Here is a 20299-nt window from a genome sequence, read left to right as displayed (position 1 = left end):
CGATGATCGCGCGCCTTCGCCCCGTTCCCTTCGACCTCGGCCCCGTCCACTTCGTCGGCATCGGCGGCATCGGCATGAGCGGCATCGCCGAGATCATGCTCAAGATCGGCTATTCGGTGCAGGGCTCCGATGCCAAGGCGAGCGCCAACACCGAGCGGCTGGAGAAGCTGGGGGCGAAGATTTTCATCGGCCACGACGCGGCCCATGTCGGCGAGGGGGTCTCGGCCGTCGTCTATTCCACCGCCGTCAAGCCGACGAACCCGGAGATGATGGTCGCCCGCGAGCGGCGCATTCCGCTGGTCCGCCGCGCCGAGATGCTGGCCGAGCTGATGCGGCTGCAGTTCTCCATCGCGGTCGGCGGCACACACGGCAAGACCACGACGACGTCGATGGTGGCGGCTTTGCTCGATGCTGCCGGGCTGGATCCGACGGTGGTGAACGGCGGGATCATCAACGCCTATGGCACCAACGCCAAGGTCGGCGACGGCGACTGGATCGTCGTCGAGGCCGACGAGAGCGACGGCAGCTTCCTGCGCCTGAAATCGACGGTGGCGATCGTGACCAACATCGATCCGGAGCACTTGGATCACTACGGCGACTTCGATGCGGTGCGGAAGGCGTTCTGCGACTTCGTCGAGAACATCCCCTTCTACGGCTTCGCGGCCGTGTGCCTGGATCATCCCGAGGTCCAGCGGCTGGTGGCCTCGATCGATAACCGCCGCATCGTCACCTACGGTATGAACCCCCAAGCGATGGTCCGGGCTGAAAAGGTCGAGATGGCCCCTGACGGTGCCCGCTTCGACGTGCTGATCCAGGGGCGGGGCCTCGCGGCGCTGGACGAGCCGGTGCGGATCGAGAATGTCCACCTCCCCATGGCCGGTTGGCACAATGTGGCCAACGCTCTGGCCGCCATCGCCGTGGCGCGCGAGCTGGATGTGTCGGACGAGGCGATCCGCGCGGGTCTGGCTGCGTTCGCGGGCGTCAAGCGGCGCTTCACCACGACCGGCGTAGTCAATGGCGTGCGGATCGTCGACGACTATGGGCACCATCCGGTGGAGATCGCCGCCGTGCTTAAGGCCGCCCGTCAGGTGGCCGAGGGTCGCGTCATCGCCGTGGTCCAGCCGCATCGCTTCACTCGCCTGCGCGACCTGATGGACGAGTTCTCGACCAGCTTCTCGGACGCAGACAGCGTGATCGTGGCCGACGTCTATGCCGCGGGCGAACAGCCGATCGAGGGCGTGGACAAGCAGGCGCTGGTGGACGGCATCCGCCGCTATGGCCACCTGCGGGTCTCGGCGCTGGAGAATGCCGCCGTCCTGCCGCGCGTCATCGCCGAGGAGGCCAAGGCGGGCGATGTGGTCGTGCTGCTCGGTGCCGGAGATATCACCGCGTGGGCCTATGCCCTGCCGGCGCAGCTGGAGGCGCTGGCGTGAGCTGGCGCGATGCTCTGCCCGCCGTGCGCGGCAAGCTGGTGCGCGATGAGCCCTTGGCCCCCTACACCTGGTTCCGGGTCGGCGGGGCGGCGGATTTGCTGTTCATTCCCGCGGATGCGGATGACCTGGCCAGCTTCCTGAAGGCGCTCGACCCCGCGGTCCCCGTGACGATCCTGGGCGTCGGCTCCAACGTCATCGTGCGCGATGGCGGGGTCGAGGGCGTGGTGATCCGACTGGCGGGTCGGCCCTTCGCCGGGATCACCACCGAGGGCGACACGATCACGGCGGGCGCGGGCGCTCTGGACGCCATGGTGGCCAAGGCCTCGGCCAAGGCCGGGATCGCAGGCTTGGAGTTCTATGCGGGCATCCCCGGCACGATTGGCGGGGCGCTGGTCATGAACGCGGGCTGCTATGGGTCGGAAACGAAGGACGTTCTGGTGTCCGCCCGGGGCGTCACGCGCAACGGGGAATCGAGGGACTATTCGCTGGAAGACTTCGGCTACTCCTATCGTCACAACGGCTACGATGAGGACATTCTCTGGACCGAGGCGACGTTTCGCGGGACGCCGGACGATCCCGACGCCGTCGCCGCGCGCATCGCCGAAATCACCGCGCGCCGCGAGCAGACACAGCCGATTCGCGAGAAGACCGGCGGCTCGACCTTCAAGAACCCCCCCGGCCATTCGTCCTGGAAGCTGGTCGACGAGGCGGGCTGGCGCGGGCGGCTGCACAAGGTCACCGGCGGCGGGGCCAAGTTCAGCGAGCTCCACTCCAACTTCATGATCAACCCCGGCGAGGCGACCGCCGCCGACATCGAGGGACTGGGTGAGGCGGTGCGCGCTGACGTTTTGGCCAAGACCCGCGTCCAGCTGGAGTGGGAGATCAAGCGGATTGGCCGCGACGCCTGACATTCAGGTCTGTCCTGGCTGCGGTTCGCGTCTGCAGGCCGTCGACGGGCCGACTCACGCTTACATGACGTCATCACCGGCCTGCTGGGCCGCGTTCAACGTCGTGATCGCACGGGAGTTCGGCGATCCCGGCCTGATGGACATTCACGGCCTGACAGTTGACGCGTGGGCCGTCCAGCATCCCGGCGACGGTTCACGTCGGGCCATCCAGTCGGTGGGCCTGCATCTGGCGCGGCTGTGGGTCCAGCTGGATCAAGGCAGTTCCGGGCGGGCGGCGAACAGGGCCATGCTCGGGTTCGCCGAGAGGAAGGCCGATCTTCCGGAGATGCCGCCACGCCAAGTCTATGCTGTCACGGTCGCGGACGTGGTGGATGCGTCCGACCCCGAGGCGCATCGCACGGCCGTCATGATCTGGGCGCGGGCGGTCTGGGCCGACTGGGCCGATCAGCACGAATTCATCCAGCGGTGGGCGATGGCCGGATCAAAGTAAACTCGGCGTAAACCTTGAATGGGAGATCAAGAGGATCGGCCGCCCGTCATAAGCCCTCGCTAGAACAGCCCCCATGTCCCGACCCCTGTCAGAGCTGCACGTCGCCGTCCTGATGGGGGGGCTCTCTTCGGAGCGGGAGGTGTCGCTGTCGTCGGGCAAGGGCTGCGCTGACGCCCTGGAAGGCCAGGTCGCCAAGGTCAGCCGCGTCGACGCGGGGCGCGATCTGGCCCAGGTGCTGACCGATCTGAAGCCCGACGTCGTTCTGAACGCGCTGCACGGCGAGTGGGGCGAGGACGGTTGCGTACAGGGCATCCTGGAGACGCTGCAGATCCCCTACACCCACTCCGGCGTCCTGGCCTCGGCCCTGACCATGGACAAGGACAAGACCAAGTCGATCCTTAAGGCTGCTGGGGTCGCCGTGCCTGGTGGCGGCCTGTTCGACCGGCACGAGGTGGCGCGCCGCCACGTCATCGACCCGCCCTATGTCATCAAGCCGAATGCCGAGGGGTCGTCGGTGGGTGTCTATCTGGTGCGCGAGGGTGCCAACGGCCCCCAGACCGAGGTCGGGTCCGACGGCTGGACCTATGGCGACCTGGTGATGGTCGAGCCCTACATTCCCGGCAAGGAGCTGGCCGTCGCCGTCATCGGCGAGGCGACCGGGCCGCGCGCCCTGACCGTCACCGACATCACACCGGTCAAGGGCTTCTACGATTATGAGGCCAAGTACGCTCCGGGCGGATCGGTCCACAAGCTTCCGGCCGATATCCCCGCCCACGTCTTCGAGGCGGCGCTTAGGCAATCCGAGCTGGCGCATGCCGCGCTCGGGTGTCGCGGGGTCAGCCGGACCGACTTTCGTTATGACGATGTTAAGGATGTGCTCGTCCTTCTCGAGGTCAACACCCAGCCCGGCATGACGCCGACCTCTCTGGTGCCAGAGCAGGCCGCGCATCTGGGCATGAGTTATCAAGACCTGGTCCGGTGGATGGTGGAGGACGCCTCATGCCCGCGGTAGTTCGCGGCGGCCGACGCGCGCAGTCCGCGCCGGCTCCGAAACGCAACGCGGGCGCCCGAGGGCACGGCCGGGGCCGTGCGCCTCAGAACGCCGGCGGCGTGCCCGGCAAGATGGCCGCGCTGGGCCGGCTGGACCTCAGCCCGCGCGCCGTCGTGATCTCCATCTGCGCGGGCGTGGCGGTGCTGGCCTTGGTCATGGCGACGGGATCGCGCGCGGAGCGGATCGCGCAATCGCTGTCGACCGGCGTCGATGGCGTGACCACGGGGCTAGGGCTGAAGCTCAACCGCGTCCACATCACCGGCGCGTCCGACGAGGCGACGCCGGCTATCCAGCGGGCGCTGGACGTCCAGTCGGGCCAGCCGATCACGACGCTCGATCTCGATGCGCTGAAGGCCAGCGTGGAGCGGGTCGGGTGGGTCAAGGAGGCGCGGGTCGTCCGCCTGCTGCCCGACACCCTGATCGTGGAGGTCAAGGAGCACGACCGGCTCGCCGTCTGGCAGACGGGCGGCCGCACCTACGTCATCGACAGCGAGGGCCGGGCCATTCCGGGCGCCGACGCCGGTCGCTATCCCAACCTGCCGCTGGTGGTGGGCAAGGGCGCCGATGCGGCGGCTGGTGCCCTGTTGCCGCTCTTGGCCCAGCGGCCCCGCCTGATGGGCCGGATCGACGCCATCGTGCGCGTCGACGAGCGTCGCTGGGATCTGCGTCTCAAGGACGGCGGCATCATCCAGCTGCCGGCGCTCAATCAGGAGGCGGCCCTGATCCAGCTGGACGCGCTGGATCAGCGCGAGCGGCTGCTGGAGCTCGGCTTCGCCCGCATCGACCTTCGTACCGAGGGCCAGGTGGCCGTGCGGCCCGGCGCCTCGGCCTGAAAGACAGTAGAGTAGGGGACTTCACGGGCATGGCGGGCAAGAAGGTCGATCCGGCGGCGGACGCGGCGAAGTTCGACAGAAACGGGCTGAGCAACCGCGCGCCGGTCGTGGCGGCCCTGGACCTGGGCCAGTCGAAAGTCGCCTGCTTCATCATGAAGCCGGACGGCGTGCGCCACGCCGACCGGACCATTCGCGTGGCGGGGGCCAGCCACGTTCAGTCCAAGGGCGTGAAGGGTGGTTCCATCGTCAACATGGACGAGGCGGCGCAAGCCATTGGTCACGCCGTGGAGCGGGCCGAGCGCACCGCCGGGGCGCCGGTCTCCGGCGTTGTCGTCACCACCGCGATCGGACAGATGGCCAGCCACCGGGTGCAGGCCCGGGTGTCGCTGGGGGCCAACCCCATTGGCGATGCGGACCTGGCGCGCGCCATCGGCATGGCCCTGGCCCAGATCCGCCTGCCGAATCGTCGACCCATCCATGTCCTCCCCATCGCCTGGTCTGTGGACGGCGCGCGCGGCGTCCATGACCCGCGCTCGATGCGCGGCGGCTCTCTGGGGCTCGACCTTCTGGTGGTGTCGATGGCCGAGAGCGCCTTCAACGCACTCAGCCACTGTCTGGAGCTGGCCCACCTCGACCTTCAGGGCGTGGCCGCAGCCCCCGTCGTCTCCTCGCTCGCCGCGCTCGAGGAAGATGAGATGGATCTGGGCTGCGTCTGTATCGACATGGGCGGGGGCTCGACCTCGGCTGCGGTTTGGGGTGGGCGGAGCCTGCTGCACATCGAATCGCTGAACGTCGGTGGCGATCACGTCACCTCTGACATCGCCCGGGGCCTGTCGACGTCCAAGGCGGGGGCCGAGCGCCTGAAGACCTTGCACGGCTCGGCCATGGCGGCGGCGCACGAGGACCGCGAGATGCTGGAGGCCCCGCCGCGCGGCGAGGAGCCCGGCGCCGGTCCCGTGATCGTGCCACGCGCCATGCTGAAGACCGTCATCGCGCCACGCGTCGAGGAGACCCTGGAACTGCTCCGCGACCGTCTCAAGGCGACGGGGACAGGGCTGGAGCCCGGCGCTGGCCTCGTCCTGACCGGGGGCGCGAGTCAGCTGAACGGCGTGCGTGAGCTCGCGGTTCGGGTCTTCGATCGGCCTGTGCGTCTGGGCCGGCCGCAGCGGGCCCCGCACCTGGCCGACTCAGCTGCAGGGCCGGCCTTCTGTTCGGCCGCTGGCGTATTGCTCCGCGCAGCCTATGGTCCGCGCGAGGCGGTCTCGGCGCGCAAGCTGATGTCGCGCCAGATCACCGCCGCCGACGCCCCGCGCGTCCACCGGGGCAACCTGGTCGCCCGCGCCGCTGGCTGGTTGCGCGACAACCTCTAGCGACATCGCAAGCCGCTGACGGCCCGTATCGCCTGTTCTTGCATGGCCTTGAAATCGACTGCCCTGAGGCCGGACTGTGACTTGATTGTAACAAATCTGCGTTCAGTCTGCCGCAGCGGCGCCTCAATGGTTGCGACCGGGGCAGAGGGCGGTTAGCAATCACAGCAAGCGTCACCCTCAGGAGGGCTGTCGTGTGTTTTTCGCAATCGGGGCCATCTCAATGATTTCCACTCGCAAGCTCCTGTTCAGCACGACCGTGCTCGCAGGCATCATGTCCTTCTCGGCTCCGGCTTTCGCGCAGTCCGCGCCGGCCCAGGAGCAGGAAGCGACCCAGGTCGAAGAGATCGTCGTCACCGGTTCGCGTATCCGCCGCGACCCGACGAACTCGGCGACGCCGCTGATCCAGGTCGAGCGCGAGGCGCTGCTCACCACCGGTCAGTCGACCGTCATCGATTACCTGGCCACTATCCCGGCCCTGTCGAACTCGGTAGTTCCGTCCGACACGACCGGCGGTAACCTGAACGACGGTGGTCTGTCGCTGCCGAACCTGCGCTCGCTGGGTTCGGGCCGCACCCTTACCCTGGTTGATGGCCGTCGTCACGTTGGTGCCGCCCAGGGTAGCCTCGCGGTCGACATCGACAGCATTCCGCGCCTCCTGATCCAGAACATCGAGATCGTCACCGGTGGTGCGTCGTCGGTGTACGGCGCGGACGCCGTCTCGGGTGTTCTGAACTTCGTGCTCCGCAAGGATTTCGAAGGGCTGGAGATCGACGCCAACTACGGCCAGATCAACCAGAACGGTGAAGCCAACAACCGCGTGTCGGCCCTGGCCGGTATCAACCTGTTCGACGACCGCCTGAACCTCTACGCTCACGCCGAGTGGGACCGGAACGAGGAAATCAAGACGCTTGACGTTGACTGGCTGCGCGACGGCTGGCTCCTGCTTGGCATCGACGCCGATCCCGCCGCCACCCCCTTCGACGGCAATACGGACGCGATCCTGTTCAACAATGTACGTCGTCTTGACCGCCCCCGCTGGGGTTCGACGACCCTGGCCAACAGCCAGCCGGCCAGCCCGCTGAACGATCCCGACGTTCCGTTTGCGACCTGCACCAGCCTCACCAGCCCCAACTGCTACGCGGTCGACCCGACGCGCACCTACTGGTTCGACGGCACGACGGCGCGTCTGGCCAACTTCGGCCAGCGCATCGGCAACACCGGGACCAACCGCGTGTTCAACATCGGCGGCGATGGCGAGCCGATCGCCAACTTCGGCCAGGAGTCGCGGGTCGGTGAGTCGGAATCGCAGCGCTACCAGGTCGGTTCGACCTTCGCGATCACCGACAACATCAGCCTGACCGGTGAGTACAAGTTCATCACCGAGGACACCTTCGATGTGTCCCAGCCGACGTTCTTCAGCGCCTTCCTGTCGAACACGACCTACGCCGCCAACCAGACCAACGTCGTTCGCGCCGTGTCGCAGTTCGACCTGCGTCTCGACAACGCCTTCCTGCCGTCCAACCTGCGTGACGCGATCCTGGCCAACGTGGTCCAGAACTACTCGGCCCCGACCGCGACCCAGGGCAGCCAGCCGACCACGACGACGGCGCGTCCCTGGGCCGAACACCGCATGTTCGGTCCGCAGCGGACCCAGGACAACACGCGTGAGGTCGAGCGCTTCGTGGTCGGCCTGAACGGCACACACGATCGCTTCCTGTTCGTCGACAACATCGCGTGGGACCTGTCGTACGTCTACGGCGAGGCCCGCAACGAGAACTTCGAGCGCGGCGTCGACGTCCTGCGCTTCGCCCTCGCGGCCGACGCCGTGGTCGACACCGCCGGTGTGCTGGGCACGCCGGGGGCCATCGTCTGCCGCTCGCGTCTGATCGCGGCGTCGGGTGGCGTTGCCGCTGACCGCCTGCGTGGAGGCGACCTGCGCGACTCCGCCCAGGGCACGCTCGACCTGAACCAGTGCGTACCGTTGAACATCTTCGGTGAAGGCAACCAGAGCGCGGAAGCTCTTAACTACGTCGACGCGACGATCTCGGTCAGCCACGTCAACGAGCAGGAGCAGATCCTCGGCGCCGTCTCGGGTCAGCTGTGGGACTTCTGGGGGGCCGGTCCGATCGGCGTGGCCTTGGGCTACGAATACCGTCGTGAGTATACTGAGGGCCTCGGCCGCACGCGCTCGACCGGCGACCGCCTGCTGTTCCTCAATACCGGTGCCGACTTCCCGGGTGCCGAGTATGAGACCGACGAACTCTTCGCCGAACTGGCGGTTCCGCTGTTCCGCGACGGCTGGCTGGGCGACTACGCCGAGCTGTCGGGCTCGTACCGCTACGCCGACTACAGCACCGTCGGCGAGCAGGAAGTCTATGGCGTGAACCTCGTCTACCGCCCGATCCAGGAGATCGCGTTCAAGACCAGCTTCAACACCTCGATCCGCGTGCCGAACCTGGCCGAGAACTTCTCGCCGTTCTCCCAGACCTTCTTCAACGCGGTGAACGACCCCTGCGCCACGGCGAACATCATCGCCCAGACCAACACCGAAATCCGCAACAACCGGATCGCAAACTGCACGGCGCTCGCCGCCCAGCAGGGTCTGACCTTCGACTTCGCGGGCGCCACGGCGACCAACGTCGACGACTTCAACCCGATCTATGGCTCGGGCGTCGCCGGCGTGAACGGCGGCAACCCCTTCCTGCAGCCGGAAGAGTCGGAATCCTTCACCTTCTCGACGGTGATCGAACCCAGCTTCATCCCGAACCTGAGCCTGATCCTGGACTACTACGAGATCGAGATCACCAACGTGATCGCGGCCGTGTCGGCCCAGACCGCCGCCAACAACTGCGTGAACGGCGCTTCGCTCAACTCGGCGGCCTGCGCCACCATCTTCCGCCGCGACCCGACCCCGGGCCGTGAGTTCTACATCGGCGCCCCCGCTGGCGACCCGATCGGCGGCTTCATCCAGGGTTCGGTCAACTACGCCGCCCTGACGACCCGCGGCCTCGATTTCACCGCTCGTTATTCCTATGACTTCGAGGAGATGAATGGCTGGAACCTGGGTCGTCTGGACTACTCGATCGGTGGGCTGTGGCTGATCGAGCAGGAGCAGTTCCTGAACTCGAATGACCCGACGGACGGGACCGAGCTGTCCAGCGGCGTGTTCTTCCCGCGGGTCCGCTTCACCTCGTCGCTGACCTACACGCCCAACTCGACCTGGAGCGTGAACTGGACGGTTGACTGGCAGACCGCTCAGGACATCATCGACCCGCGTGACTTCATCAACAACGCTGACAGCCGTCCCGTCGACGGTCTGAACACGGGCAACTTCGCTCGTCACGACTTCACGGTTCGCTGGAACGTCCGCGACGATCTCTCGGTCCGCGCGGGTGTGGTCAACGCCTTCGACGCTGAGCAGTCGCGCTACCTCGGCACGGCCACCACGAGCAACTTCGACCCGTGGGGCACGCGATTCTTCATCGGCCTGAACTACCGGCCGTTCTAAGAACCGTACATCGCCAGACTGAAGGGAGGGCGGTCCGCAAGGGCCGCCCTTCTTTCGTTTTCTCTCTGCATTTGTGTTGTGACGCTTCCTGCGTGCCTTCGCAGAAGCCCGACTCACGCTATCCGGTAACCTTCCCTTAACGGCGCTGGGTGATCCTTAACGCGCTCATAACCAATGCGAACCGGCGGGGCCTTCGCATCGGAACCGTTCAGGGCAGGGTCGGAACAGAAGGTCGGTTACGGAATGTCTCTTTCGCTGGTGCGGCCGCAGGCCACGGAACTGAAGCCCCGGATCGTCGTGTTCGGCGTCGGCGGCGCAGGCGGTAACGCGGTCAACAACATGATCGACGCCGGCCTGGAAGGCGTCGAGTTTGTGGTCGCCAACACCGACGCCCAGCATCTGTCCTTCGCCAAGACCGACCGTCGCATCCAGCTGGGCGAGACGATCACGCAAGGGTTGGGTGCCGGTGCCCACCCCGAGGTCGGCATGAACGCCGCCGAGGAGAGCGCCGACGAGATCCACGCGCACCTGGAAGGCGCGCATATGGTCTTCATCACCGCCGGAATGGGTGGCGGCACCGGGACGGGCGCGGCCCCCATCATCGCCAAGTGCGCGCGCGACCGGGGGATCCTGACCGTCGGCGTCGTGACCAAGCCCTTCACGTTCGAGGGCCGTCACCGCATGCGCCTGGCGGACGCCGGCATCGCCGAGCTGCAGCGTTACGTCGACACCCTGATCGTCATTCCGAACCAGAACCTGTTCCGCGTCGCCAACGAGCGCACGACCTTCGCCGACGCGTTTGGCATGGCCGACCAGGTCCTGCATTCGGGCGTGCGCTCGATCACCGACCTGATGATCCTGCCGGGCCTGATCAACCTCGACTTCGCCGACGTCCGCGCTGTCATGTCCGAGATGGGCAAGGCGATGATGGGCACCGGAGAGGCCACCGGCGACGACCGCGCCCTGCTGGCCGCCCAGAACGCCATCGCCAACCCTCTGCTCGACGAGACCAGCCTGAAGGGCGCCAAGGCCGTGCTGGTCAACATCACCGGCGGTCTGGACATGACCCTGCTGGAGGTCGATGAAGCCGCTAACGCCATTTCGGCTGAGGTCGACGGCGATGCCAACATCATCTTCGGGGCGGCCTTCGATCCGGCCCTGGACGGCAAGATCCGCGTCTCGGTGGTCGCCACCGGCATGGACGAGGTCGCCACCGCCAAGATCGAGCCGGTCGCCACCCGCCAGCCCGCCTTCCACGAGCCGCGCCGCGCCGAGCCGGTCGCTCAGGCCACGCTGCGCAGCGAGCCCGCTCGCCGCGAGGCCCCGGTCGCAGCCGCCTATCGCGCGCCCGAGGCCGCGCCGATCGTCCCGACCTTCCAGGCCCCGGAGCCCGCAGTGGCCCGCACGCCCGAGCCTGTCATCCACGTCGCCGAGGACGAGCGCAAGCTGGAGCCAATCGTCGATCCGTGGGTCGAGGCCTTTGAACAGGATCACGGCCGTGTGGCCACGGTGGCTTCGGACCAGGGTGACCTGTACTTCGACGCCCCGGCCGCCCCGGCCCGCGCCGAGGAGCCGGTCTATCAGGAGCCGGATCATCGTCGCTCGGGCTGGAGCCTGTTCGGCAAGAAGCCGCGCGCCCAGACCGCCCATGCGCCTGTCCAACCGCCCGCCCGTCCGGCCCCGGCCCAGCCCGAGCTGCGTCAGACGACCCAGACGGCTCCAGAGCCCGTTCCGGCCGAGGATGACCTGGAAATCCCGTCGTTTCTGCGACGGCTGGCGAACTAGGGGTCAGGTTCCAGGTTTGAGGTTCTAGGGGCGGTCTTCCCGGACCGCCCCTTTTGCCTTTTGGCATGACGCTCCCGCTCATCGGAGCGACTCTGCGAGCTGAGCCCTGGGTTCTTCTTGGGGCACACGCGGACGTCCCTGGCACCACGAACCTGAAACCTAGAACCTCCTTTGCGTAACAATCCGAAACCCTGATTTGGTTTGCGCTGGCGACCGCCCCCGGTAGGCATCCAGCTTCGGTTAATGCGCGCTTCAGACGCGCGGCCATCGTCGAGTGTGTCTTTTGCCTACAAGGCCCGATCATCGCGAACGGACCCTAATCGCTCCGGCGATCTGCGCCGGCGTGGGCGTGCACACGGGCCAGCGCGTGCGACTGGCCATTCGGTCCGCGCCGTCCGGGACGGGCATCGTCTTCGTCCGCACCGATGTGTCGGATCGCGACAACCGCATCCCTGTGGCGGGCGACGCTGTCGTTGATGCCCGACTGAACACGATGATCCAGAACGAAGCGGGCGTTCAGCTGTCGACCATCGAGCATCTGATGGCCGCCTTCTGCGCGCTTGGCGTATCGAACGCGATCGTCGAGGTCGACGGACCCGAGCTGCCGATCCTGGACGGTTCAGCCCTGCCGTTCGTCCAGCTGCTGGACCGGGCGGGTTTTCGTCGTCAGGAGGCACCGGTCCGCTATATCGAGATCCTCGAACCGGTCCATGTCACGGACGGCGACAAGCACGCCGCGCTCCTGCCCTGCGACCGCTATGAGATGCGGTTCGAGATCGACTTCGACAACGCGGTCGTCGGCAACCAGGTCATTGACTTCGTGGTCGATGAACAGACCTTCCGCGAAGAGATCATGTCCGCCCGCACGTTCGGCTTCGCCCATGAGGTCGAGGCTCTGCGTCTGGCGGGGCTGGCCCGTGGTGGAAGCCTGGAGAACGCGGTCGTCATCGACGGCGAGGAGATACTGAATCCAGGCGGCCTGCGGATGGAACGTGAGTTCGTGCGCCACAAGGCCCTGGATGCGATCGGTGATCTCTATGTGCTGGGTGCGCCGTTGCTCGGTCGTTATGAGGGCTACAAGGCGGGTCATGCGGTGAACAATCGGCTGGTGCGCGCCTTGATGTCCCATCCTCACGCGTGGCGCGAAGTGGTCTTGGCGCCACAGCTCGCGCGCGTCGGTTGACTGCGGCCCCTGGTTGAGCCGCCAGGGCTGGAAACGCCGTCTAAGTTGAGTCTTGATGCTTCCCGGGGCGGGGAGCGGCACTGACGTGCAGGCGGGTGTGAACGGGGACATCATCCCTGAGGTTCAGGGACTGCGCGGCCTTACGGCGCTTGCCGTCATCCTGTTTCACATGGGCTGGCTCTGGTGCGGATGGCTTGGTGTCTGGGTGTTTTTCACCCTGTCCGGCTTCGTGATCACCCGATCCATGGTGCGGGCCGAGGCGGCCGGGCAGCCTGTCTCGCCGGGCCGGTTCTACCGGGCGCGGATCGCACGGATTCTGCCGCTCTACCTTGCTGCGATCACTGTCGGTGTCGCGACCCTCTGCTTGGAGGCCTGGCTGTTTGACAGACCCGAGTCATTGGCCTTCCTGACCCAGGTGCCGTGGCTGATGACGGGAACATTCAACGTGTTCCGAGTGATACCCGGCTACGAAGAAACCCGGATGTTCGGGCACCTTTGGAGTCTGTCTGTCGAGGAACAGTACTATCTTCTGTTCCCGTTGTTGTTTGCGGGGTTGCGCCGTGCCCAGCTGGTTGTTCTGTTTGCCCTGCTCGTGATCCTGGGTCCATTCTGGCGACTAGGCACCCATATGGTCTTTTCAGCGCTGGGTTGGTCGGTGCCCGACGTGGCGACGGCGATTTACCAGCTCACCTTCAATCATCTGGACGCTTTCGCGCTGGGCGGGCTCATCGCAATCAACGAGGGTCGGCTTCGCGCGCTTACCGGCTCCAGGCTGGCTCGCCGGCTGACCTGGGCCATTCCGGTCGGGCTGGCGACCTTAGCCGCTGTGTGCGTCATCCTTCAGAACGCGCAGGTTTCGACATCAGGCAAGGATGTTTTTACGGACGCCTTCCAGGTCAAGCCTCAGTTGCTGAGCGGTCAGATCCTCGTTTACGCCCTGGGCGTTCTGGGAGCGGGTGGTCTGCTCGTCCTGATCCTTACAGGCAGTCGTATCGTTGCCCTACTCGGTGCTGACAGCCTCATTCGGCTGGGGACGATCTCTTTTGGACTCTATGTCTGGCACTTTCCCCTGCTTTGGATCTTTGCGGACGCGGGTCATCGAACGCTTGTCTCGGCAGGCCTTTATCTTGGCGTCACGCTCGTTGCCGCTATCTTGAGCTATCGGTACCTCGAACAACCCGCGCGTCGATGGTTGGAACCGCGCCGGCGCATGTCGGAGGTCAGTCCAGCACAATCGCCGACATCAGTCGTCCAAAGTCCGGCTCGCCCCTGAGGTAGGCGCGGCGGTTGGAGTAGAAGGTGGCCTCGTCCGCGCAGGTGTCGTGGCCGGTCCAGGCGGCCTCGTCGACGCCGGCCTGTTCCAGCCGCCACAGGACGAAGCCGGGCAGATCGAAGCGGCGCTTGTCCGGCGTCGCGCCGACCGCGAAGAAGCGGTCCGCGCCGGGGTCGTGATGTTCGAAGCGGGCCTGGAAGTCGAGGCCGACCTCGTAGCTTTCGTGGGCGATGCAGGGGCCCACGACGGCGCGGATGCGGTTGGCCCGTGCGCCCAGCGCTTCCATCGCCTTGACGGCGCTACGGACCACACCGCCCAGAGCGCCCTTCCAGCCGGCATGGACGGCCCCAATGACGGCGGCTTCCTGGTCGGCCATCAGGATGGGCGCGCAGTCAGCGGTCAGGACAGCGCAGATGACGCCGGGCGTGGCGGTTACGACCGCGTCGCCCTCGGGCCGGTCGCCGCGCCAGGGGCCTGCTGCGACGCGGGTGATGGAGGAGTGGATCTGGTAGCAGGCGGCGAGGTCGTCGGGGGTGCCACCGAGGCTGTCGGCCACACGGCGGCGATTCTCGGCCACGGCAGCGGGGTCGTCGCTCGAGCCGATGCCGGTGTTGAGGCCCTCGAACAAGCCGGTCGAGACGCCGCCCCTGCGCGTGAAGAAACCGTGGCGGACCCCGTCGAGGAGGGCGTGCGTGATGGGTTCGGGCGCTTCCACCGTCTCGCTCATGGCTCGAATCCTGGAACATCGAGGGTCGGCGGTGAAAAGATCGCCGCCGCCTTGAACAATACGCCCATCTCGTCGTCGGCGGTCAGCCGGTCGAGCTGTCGCTGGATGACCGGGGCTGCGTCGGGGCGTGTCGACATCAACCGCTCGGCGCGCGCCTCGATCCCGAGACGGCGCAGGAAATCGCCCTGGCCGAGGCAGCCGGTGACGTCGGCGCCGGCGCGGACGGCGGCTTCTAGCACGTTGGGGAAGTCGGCCCATTGGGTCAGATCGACCTCGCCCGGCGTGGCGAGGGGATCGACCTTGGCGTGGCGGCGGAGCGCCTGGAGCGTGTCGCCGGGTCCGGGGCGGTCGCGACCGTAGTCGATCAGCAGCGCCGCGCCCGTCGCTTCGGAAACCAGGCGGCCCAGGTCGCGGCCGAACGCGGCCTGCTGGTCCGAGAGCTCGATCAGGTCGCCGGGGGCGACGTCGAAGGCCGGGCGGACGAAGCCGCCGGTGATGCCGGTCAGGCCGAACAGGAGCTCGCCGTTGTCCGAGACGCCGACGCGGCGTTCGCCCCAGCCGGTCTCGGTCCTCACGAACTGGCGGGCGGGCAGGCAGTCCAACACCTCATTGGCGATCAGGATCACGGGGGCGTCGCGTTCGACGGCCTCCAGCGAGGAGACCCAGCGGGGCGCGGTGTCGGTGTCGGTCAGTCGCCGGGCCTGCACGTCGCGCAGAGGGCGGCTGGGTTCGATCAGGATCAGGTCGAGAGCCGAGAGGAAATCAGGGGCCAGCCGCGCGGCGCGCAGCGCGTCGGCCATCAGGGTGCCGTCGCCGGGGCCGACCTCGACCAGTCTCACCCGCTCCGGCGCGCCGAGGCGGTGCCACGTTTCGACGGCCCAGAGGCCGATCAGCTCGCCGAACATCTGGCTGACCAGCGGCGCGGTGATAAAGTCGCCGCGCGCGCCGAGCTCCGGCCGGGTGGCGTAATAGCCGCCCTGCGGGTCGTGCAGGCAGCGGGTGACGTAGTCCGCCACGGTCATCGGGCCAGTCAGTGCGATCTCGCGGACCAGACTGGCCTTCAGGCTCCCGTCCGACATGGATCAGGCGGCGACGGGCGGACGGCTGCGGGCACGCCAGATCAGCCAGGCCCCGACCAGGATCATCGGGATGGACAGCAGCATGCCCATTGTGATGACACCCTGCAGCGCCTCGGGCATGTGGCTGTCGGGCTCGCGCACCGTCTCGATCGCCGCGCGGCTGAGGCCGTAGCCAACGAGGAAGATGCCGGTGACATAGCCGGGCTTGGTCAGCAGCTTCCACTTCCAGACTGCGAGCCAAAGGACGACGAACAGCAAGATGCCCTCCAGCGCGGCCTCATAGAGCTGGCTGGGGTGCCGCGGCAGATCGCCGGCGGGGCAGAAGCCGAAGGTCTCGCGGATGCGATTGTTGCAGAAGCGGATCGCCCAGGGCGCGTCAGTGACCCGACCCCACAGCTCGCCATTGGCGAAGTTGGCGATGCGGCCGAAGAACAGGCCCAGTGGCACGACGGGGGCGATGGCGTCGCCGATGCTCAGCAGATTGGCCTTGTTGCGGCGTCCGAAGATCACGACCGCCAGCACGACGCCGAGGAAGCCGCCGTGGAAGGACATGCCGCCGGTCCACAGCTGGAACAGCTCGAGCCGCTCGCCCAGGCTGTCACCGGTGAAGATCTGGCCGAGGATCGCGGGCTTGTAGAAGAGGACGTAGCCGAGGCGGCCTCCGAGGATGATGCCCAGCGTGATCCAGAGCACCAGATCGTCCAGCTGCGGCGTGGTCAGCGGCGGCTTGCCCGGCGACCAGATGCGCTCGGTCTTGAGGATGCGCGCGGCATAGACCCAGCCCAGCACGATGCCGGCGACATAGGCCAGGGCATACCAGCGGATCGGAAGCGGCCCCAGCTGGATCAGGACGGGGTCGAACTCGGGAAAGATCACGCGGGCGCTCCTGCAGCGTTGTCCTCGGCCCTTTAGCAAGCGACGCCGCGTCGCGCGAGGGCGACACCTTTCGGCCTCGATTGAGGCTATGCAGGGGATGGCCGGGTAAGGATTGGTTCACCATATCCGCAGACCCTTCCTTAACGACGCCCGCGCCGCTCGCGGGCCGGAGATGCCCATGCAGACCCGCAATCCCTTTCTCGACGAGTTCTCCAAGCTGGGGACCAGCGCCATGGGGCTGGCCCAGGCGGCGGGCGAGGAGGCCAAGGCCGCCTTCCGCGCCCAGTCCGACCGCTTCGTGGCCGAGATGGACCTGGTCCGCCGAGACGAGTTCGACGCCCTGAAAGCCGAAATCGCCGCCCTGCGCGCCGAGGTCGCGGCCCTGAAGGCGCCCGCCGCCAAAAAGGCGAACAAGCCCGAGACGGGAACGTCCACGGACGGAACTCGTCTTCCGGACGCAGCCGGTTGAGCCGAATCCGCGAACACGCCTACCGTCTTCCCATGGCGCATGAGTCGCGCCCCGCCCGCCGAGAGACCTGAGTTTTCCAATGGATGCTGTCGGACACGAAGTCGACGTTCCCTACGATCCGCTGGATGTGGTCGAGCATGTGCTGAACGCCGAGAATCTGCCGTTCGACCGCACCGATGACGGGGATCTGGCCTTCGCGCTCGCCGGCGACTGGAAGGATTACGAGCTGTGGTTCGCCTGGCGGCCGGAGGGCGACTGCCTGCAGCTGTGCTGTGCGCTGGACCTGCGCGCGACCAAGGGGCGGCGCCCGGCGGCCTATGAACTGGTGTCGATGGTCAACCAGCGGACCTGGATGGGCCATTTCGAGGTGTGGCCCGAGGACGGCGAGATCGTCTTCCGCCATTCCTTGGCCCTTCCGCATGGCGAGCGCCCGACGCTGGCCCAGGCGGCGTCGATGATCGACGCGGCGATCGAGGCGGCGGATCGGTATTATCCCGCGTTCGACTTCATGATCCGGGGCAACAAGCGGCCCCAGGACGCGATCGATAGCTGCCTGTTCGAGACCGTGGGGACGGCCTAGCCGACTCGGTTGCCAACGCGCACGATCCGCGCGTGACCGCCGCCCTTCCCATCACACTTCTCGGCCATGGCCGTCTGGGCTCCGCCCTGGCGGAAGGCTGGCGGCTGACGGGCGCGGCGACGCCCACAATCCTCACGCGTGCCAACCAGCCTGCTTGTCCGGTCGACACCCGGGCGCTCGTTATCGCAGTGAAGCCCGGAACCTGGCGGGAGGCAGTGACGCGGCTGGCGGCGTCCGTGCCGCCGGGAGCCATTGTGATTTCCGTGATGGCGGGGGTCCGCGCCGCCGACATCGCCTCAGTTCTCAGTCGACCCATTGCCCGCGTGATGCCGACCACTGCGGTAGCCCAGGCTCAGGGCGTCGCCGCGATCTGGTCGCAGGATGCGGCTGCGCGCGCCATGGCCCACGATCTGTTCGATCCTGTCGCCGACGCAGTTGATCTCGATCAGGAGGCTCTGCTCGACCCTGCCACAGCGGTCGCGGGGTCCGCGCCGGCCTTCTTCCACGCATTCGCTCAGGCTCTGGCTTTGGCGGGTACCGAGGCGGGGCTGCCCCCCGAGGCGGCCGAGCGTCTGGCGCGAGGGGCGTTGCGGTCGGCTGGGGCAGGCGCGGCGACCGACGCTTCGCTCGACGACCTTGTCGCGCGCATCGCGTCGCCTGGGGGGACGACCCGCGCCGGACTCGACGCCTTGGCCGAAGCGGGGCTCGGCGAGGCCGCGATGGCCGCTGTCGATGCGGCCGTCGCCCGCGCCCGGACCCTAGCGGGTGACCAGACGTCCTGATGCCAGGTTCACGGCCAGACGGCTATAGGCCCGCTCGGCGTCCTGCCAGGTGGTGAAGCCCTGAACATCGGCCAGGGTGGGTGAGTAGCGCGAGAAACGGACCGGCAGGCGCTGGCCGTCGGCCGTGATGACCTCGCCCTCGATGGTGGCGCCGCCGATGGAGATGCTGTCGATGATCGACAGGCCCGGACGGTCCACCGCCTGCTGGAAGGTTGGGCGATTGGGCTTGAGGTCGGTGATGACGAGATTGATCTGGGCCCCGTCCAGCGCGCCGCGCCGATCAAGCTCGCGCGCCACCACCGAGCGCAGGCGCTCCAGCTGCAGGTCCACGTCGCGCTGACCCAGGGTCTCGACCTGTTCGACCAGGTCTCCGCCGATGGTCACATTGACTGTGGGCTGAGCGGCGGCCGGGGCGGCGAGGCCCATGGCGAGGGCGAGTGGAGCAAGAAAGGCGAAACGGCGCATGGCGACCTCCGAGGTTTCCCTGACAGAGAGAAGATGCGCCTTGTCTGGCCGTTCCGCTAGCCCGGCAAGCGAACAAGCGCCTTCAAACCTCCGAGATCGCTGCGATCCAGCGTGATGTCGCCGCCATGGCTGCGCGCGACATCACGCGCGATGGCGAGACCCAGGCCCACACCTTTTCGGTTCTGGTTGCGGCTTTCGTCCAGCCGGCTGAAGGGGCGGAAAGCCTCCTCGTGCATGTCCTCGGGGATGCCGGGACCGTCGTCCTCGATCGCGATCTCGACGCCGCCCGACGGCAGGGCGCGGGCGGACAGGCGGACGTGCTCACCATGGGACGCCGCGTTCCCCGCCAGATTGGCCAGCGCGCGCTTGAAGGCCAGCGGACGCAAGGAGGCGCTCAGGCCCTTGGGGGCGGCGATCTCGACTTCGGCACCGGCGCGCCTCACGTCCTCGCCCGCCGTTTTCAGCAGGGTCGCCAGGTCGACGGTCTGGGGCGCCTCGCCCGCCTCCCCGCGCGCGAAGGCGAGGTATTCGTCGATCATGTGTTCCATTTCGTCGAGGTCGCCCTTCATGGCGGCCTGACGCTTGAACGGCGGGGCCAGCGCCAGTTCGAGCCGTAGACGGGTCAGGGGCGTGCGCAGGTCGTGGCTGACGGATGCAAGGAGCGCCGTCCTCTGGTCGATATGGCGCTGGATGCGGTCGCGCATGTCCATGAACGCCGCCGCGGCCTGGCGCACCTCGCGCGCGCCATGAGGCTTGAAGCGGGTCGTGACCTCGCCCCGTCCGAACGCCTCGGCGGCGTCCGCGAGGCGCTCGATGGCCCGGACCTGATTGCGGATGAACAGGATCGCGACGCCCATCAGCAAGGCGGTCGCCAGCATCAGCCAGAGCACGAAGATGTGAGCCTGGGTCGCCACGGCGCGTTCGCGGGGTGCGATGATCCTTAGGACGCCGTCTCTCTGCTGCACCTGGATGTCGACGTAAGCCGGGTAGCGGGTGGTGTCGAACCAGAAGGGCTGATCGAGACGGCTCGCCAGCGCCGCCTCGAGCGTGCGGTCCACCACGCCAATGGGGCCGCGCCGGGGTTCTGTCGGTATCACCGCGTCGGGGCGGAGGGCGACGGACAGCTGCATCGACCGTTGGGCCTGGTCGGTGATCTCGGCAAGGTTGGCGGCGGTGGGTTCGTCGCGATAGCTCTCGGCGGCCCAGGCCACGTCGCCGGCCAGACCTTCGGACAGACGCGCCGTTACCGTCTGCCAGTGCATGTCGAAGAAGGCCCAGGTCACGGCACCCTGCATGATCAGGACAGGCAGGACGATGATCAGCAGCGAGCGTCCCCACAGCGTCGTCGGCAGGCGGCGCTTGAGGATGCGCGCGACGACGGGGAAGGGGAGGAGCCTCACTTGATCCTCCCCAGCAAGCCTAGCGCGGCGGGGGAGGGGAACCGCGAAGCGGTGGAGGGGGCGGACGCGAGCACCGTGTCTGGAGCC

Annotated in this window: 18 protein-coding genes; 13 read left to right on the top strand and 5 right to left on the bottom strand. The window is 67.5% G+C overall.

Features of this window, described 5'->3' with window-relative positions; translation table 11 throughout:
* Nucleotides 1-2: 2 nt before the first annotated feature.
* The 10 genes from murC (at nt 3) to IP78_RS00255 (ending at nt 13834) form a co-directional block, all read left to right on the top strand.
* Nucleotides 3-1433, top strand: a complete 1431-nt coding sequence (gene murC / locus IP78_RS00300; RefSeq protein WP_054109720.1) for a UDP-N-acetylmuramate--L-alanine ligase — start codon at nt 3-5, stop codon at nt 1431-1433.
* Nucleotides 1430-2341, top strand: a complete 912-nt coding sequence (gene murB / locus IP78_RS00295) for a UDP-N-acetylmuramate dehydrogenase (RefSeq protein WP_054109719.1) — start codon at nt 1430-1432, stop codon at nt 2339-2341. The genes murC and murB overlap by 4 nt, the downstream gene beginning before the upstream one ends.
* Complete coding sequence (locus tag IP78_RS00290; protein WP_255350727.1) at nt 2259-2831, top strand: DUF5946 family protein; 573 nt, start codon at nt 2259-2261, stop codon at nt 2829-2831. The genes murB and IP78_RS00290 overlap by 83 nt, the downstream gene beginning before the upstream one ends.
* Before the next feature lie 73 nt (nt 2832-2904).
* Nucleotides 2905-3843 (top strand): D-alanine--D-alanine ligase, encoded by a 939-nt coding sequence (locus IP78_RS00285; RefSeq protein ID WP_054109717.1) that lies wholly within the window; start codon nt 2905-2907, stop codon nt 3841-3843.
* The gene (locus tag IP78_RS00280; RefSeq protein ID WP_054109716.1) at nt 3831-4715 is read left to right on the top strand and encodes a cell division protein FtsQ/DivIB; all 885 of its coding nucleotides are present in this window, start codon (nt 3831-3833) and stop codon (nt 4713-4715) included. The genes IP78_RS00285 and IP78_RS00280 overlap by 13 nt, the downstream gene beginning before the upstream one ends.
* A 29-nt stretch (nt 4716-4744) precedes the next feature.
* Complete coding sequence (gene ftsA / locus IP78_RS00275) at nt 4745-6085, top strand: cell division protein FtsA (RefSeq protein WP_255350726.1); 1341 nt, start codon at nt 4745-4747, stop codon at nt 6083-6085.
* A gap of 220 nt (nt 6086-6305) precedes the next feature.
* Nucleotides 6306-9593, top strand: a complete 3288-nt coding sequence (locus tag IP78_RS00270) for a TonB-dependent receptor domain-containing protein (RefSeq protein WP_054109715.1) — start codon at nt 6306-6308, stop codon at nt 9591-9593.
* 243 nt (nt 9594-9836) lie between these two features.
* Complete coding sequence (gene ftsZ / locus IP78_RS00265; RefSeq protein WP_054109714.1) at nt 9837-11378, top strand: cell division protein FtsZ; 1542 nt, start codon at nt 9837-9839, stop codon at nt 11376-11378.
* Nucleotides 11379-11661: 283 nt separating this feature from the next.
* Complete coding sequence (gene lpxC, locus IP78_RS00260) at nt 11662-12561, top strand: UDP-3-O-acyl-N-acetylglucosamine deacetylase (protein WP_054109713.1); 900 nt, start codon at nt 11662-11664, stop codon at nt 12559-12561.
* A gap of 55 nt (nt 12562-12616) precedes the next feature.
* On the top strand, nt 12617-13834 hold the full coding sequence (locus tag IP78_RS00255) for an acyltransferase (RefSeq protein WP_054109712.1): 1218 nt from the start codon (nt 12617-12619) through the stop codon (nt 13832-13834).
* Here the strand turns inward: IP78_RS00255 and pgeF are convergent.
* Genes pgeF through lgt form a run of 3 tightly spaced genes read right to left on the bottom strand, consistent with a single transcriptional unit; the run spans nt 13782 to nt 16516 of the window.
* The gene (pgeF, locus tag IP78_RS00250) at nt 13782-14561 is read right to left on the bottom strand and encodes a peptidoglycan editing factor PgeF (RefSeq protein ID WP_054109711.1); all 780 of its coding nucleotides are present in this window, start codon (nt 14559-14561) and stop codon (nt 13782-13784) included. The genes IP78_RS00255 and pgeF overlap by 53 nt on opposite strands.
* Complete coding sequence (locus tag IP78_RS00245; protein ID WP_054109710.1) at nt 14558-15640, bottom strand: class I SAM-dependent methyltransferase; 1083 nt, start codon at nt 15638-15640, stop codon at nt 14558-14560. The genes pgeF and IP78_RS00245 overlap by 4 nt, the downstream gene beginning before the upstream one ends.
* Nucleotides 15641-15643: 3 nt before the next feature.
* Nucleotides 15644-16516, bottom strand: coding sequence for a prolipoprotein diacylglyceryl transferase (gene lgt, locus IP78_RS00240; RefSeq protein ID WP_054109709.1), 873 nt, complete (start codon nt 16514-16516; stop codon nt 15644-15646).
* A gap of 178 nt (nt 16517-16694) precedes the next feature.
* Here lgt and IP78_RS00235 point away from each other — a divergent pair, with 178 nt between their 5' ends.
* The 3 genes from IP78_RS00235 to IP78_RS00225 all read left to right on the top strand — a co-directional run bounded on the left by IP78_RS00235 (nt 16695) and on the right by IP78_RS00225 (nt 18347).
* The gene (locus IP78_RS00235; protein ID WP_054109708.1) at nt 16695-16985 is read left to right on the top strand and encodes an accessory factor UbiK family protein; all 291 of its coding nucleotides are present in this window, start codon (nt 16695-16697) and stop codon (nt 16983-16985) included.
* A gap of 79 nt (nt 16986-17064) precedes the next feature.
* Entirely contained in the window at nt 17065-17565 is a 501-nt protein-coding gene (locus IP78_RS00230) for a YbjN domain-containing protein (protein WP_054109707.1), read from the top strand.
* Nucleotides 17566-17597: 32 nt separating this feature from the next.
* Complete coding sequence (locus IP78_RS00225) at nt 17598-18347, top strand: pyrroline-5-carboxylate reductase (RefSeq protein ID WP_054109706.1); 750 nt, start codon at nt 17598-17600, stop codon at nt 18345-18347.
* Here IP78_RS00225 and IP78_RS00220 read toward each other — a convergent pair.
* Nucleotides 18324-18812 (bottom strand): hypothetical protein, encoded by a 489-nt coding sequence (locus tag IP78_RS00220; RefSeq protein ID WP_054109705.1) that lies wholly within the window; start codon nt 18810-18812, stop codon nt 18324-18326. The two genes, IP78_RS00225 and IP78_RS00220, sit on opposite strands and share 24 nt — an antisense overlap.
* 56 nt (nt 18813-18868) lie before the next feature.
* Nucleotides 18869-20212: an ATP-binding protein gene (locus IP78_RS00215; RefSeq protein WP_054109704.1), complete on the bottom strand. Its 1344-nt coding sequence runs from the start codon at nt 20210-20212 to the stop codon at nt 18869-18871.
* Nucleotides 20213-20299: the final 87 nt, after the last annotated feature.

Origin of the sequence: Brevundimonas sp. AAP58, assembly GCF_001295975.1 — a bacterium.
Classification (GTDB): Bacteria; Pseudomonadota; Alphaproteobacteria; order Caulobacterales; family Caulobacteraceae; genus Brevundimonas.
This window is presented reverse-complemented; position numbering and strand designations above follow the sequence as displayed.

Coding starts and splice junctions, on each gene's coding strand:
- murC (WP_054109720.1), top strand. CDS start 3: ATGATCGCGCGCCTTCGCCCCGTTCCCTTCGACCTCGGCCCCGTCCAC.
- IP78_RS00285 (WP_054109717.1), top strand. CDS start 2,905: ATGTCCCGACCCCTGTCAGAGCTGCACGTCGCCGTCCTGATGGGGGGG.
- IP78_RS00280 (WP_054109716.1), top strand. CDS start 3,831: ATGCCCGCGGTAGTTCGCGGCGGCCGACGCGCGCAGTCCGCGCCGGCT.
- ftsA (WP_255350726.1), top strand. CDS start 4,745: ATGGCGGGCAAGAAGGTCGATCCGGCGGCGGACGCGGCGAAGTTCGAC.
- IP78_RS00270 (WP_054109715.1), top strand. CDS start 6,306: ATGATTTCCACTCGCAAGCTCCTGTTCAGCACGACCGTGCTCGCAGGC.
- ftsZ (WP_054109714.1), top strand. CDS start 9,837: ATGTCTCTTTCGCTGGTGCGGCCGCAGGCCACGGAACTGAAGCCCCGG.
- IP78_RS00255 (WP_054109712.1), top strand. CDS start 12,617: ATGCTTCCCGGGGCGGGGAGCGGCACTGACGTGCAGGCGGGTGTGAAC.
- pgeF (WP_054109711.1), bottom strand. CDS start 14,561: ATGAGCGAGACGGTGGAAGCGCCCGAACCCATCACGCACGCCCTCCTC.
- IP78_RS00245 (WP_054109710.1), bottom strand. CDS start 15,640: ATGTCGGACGGGAGCCTGAAGGCCAGTCTGGTCCGCGAGATCGCACTG.
- IP78_RS00235 (WP_054109708.1), top strand. CDS start 16,695: ATGCAGACCCGCAATCCCTTTCTCGACGAGTTCTCCAAGCTGGGGACC.
- IP78_RS00230 (WP_054109707.1), top strand. CDS start 17,065: ATGGATGCTGTCGGACACGAAGTCGACGTTCCCTACGATCCGCTGGAT.
- IP78_RS00220 (WP_054109705.1), bottom strand. CDS start 18,812: ATGCGCCGTTTCGCCTTTCTTGCTCCACTCGCCCTCGCCATGGGCCTC.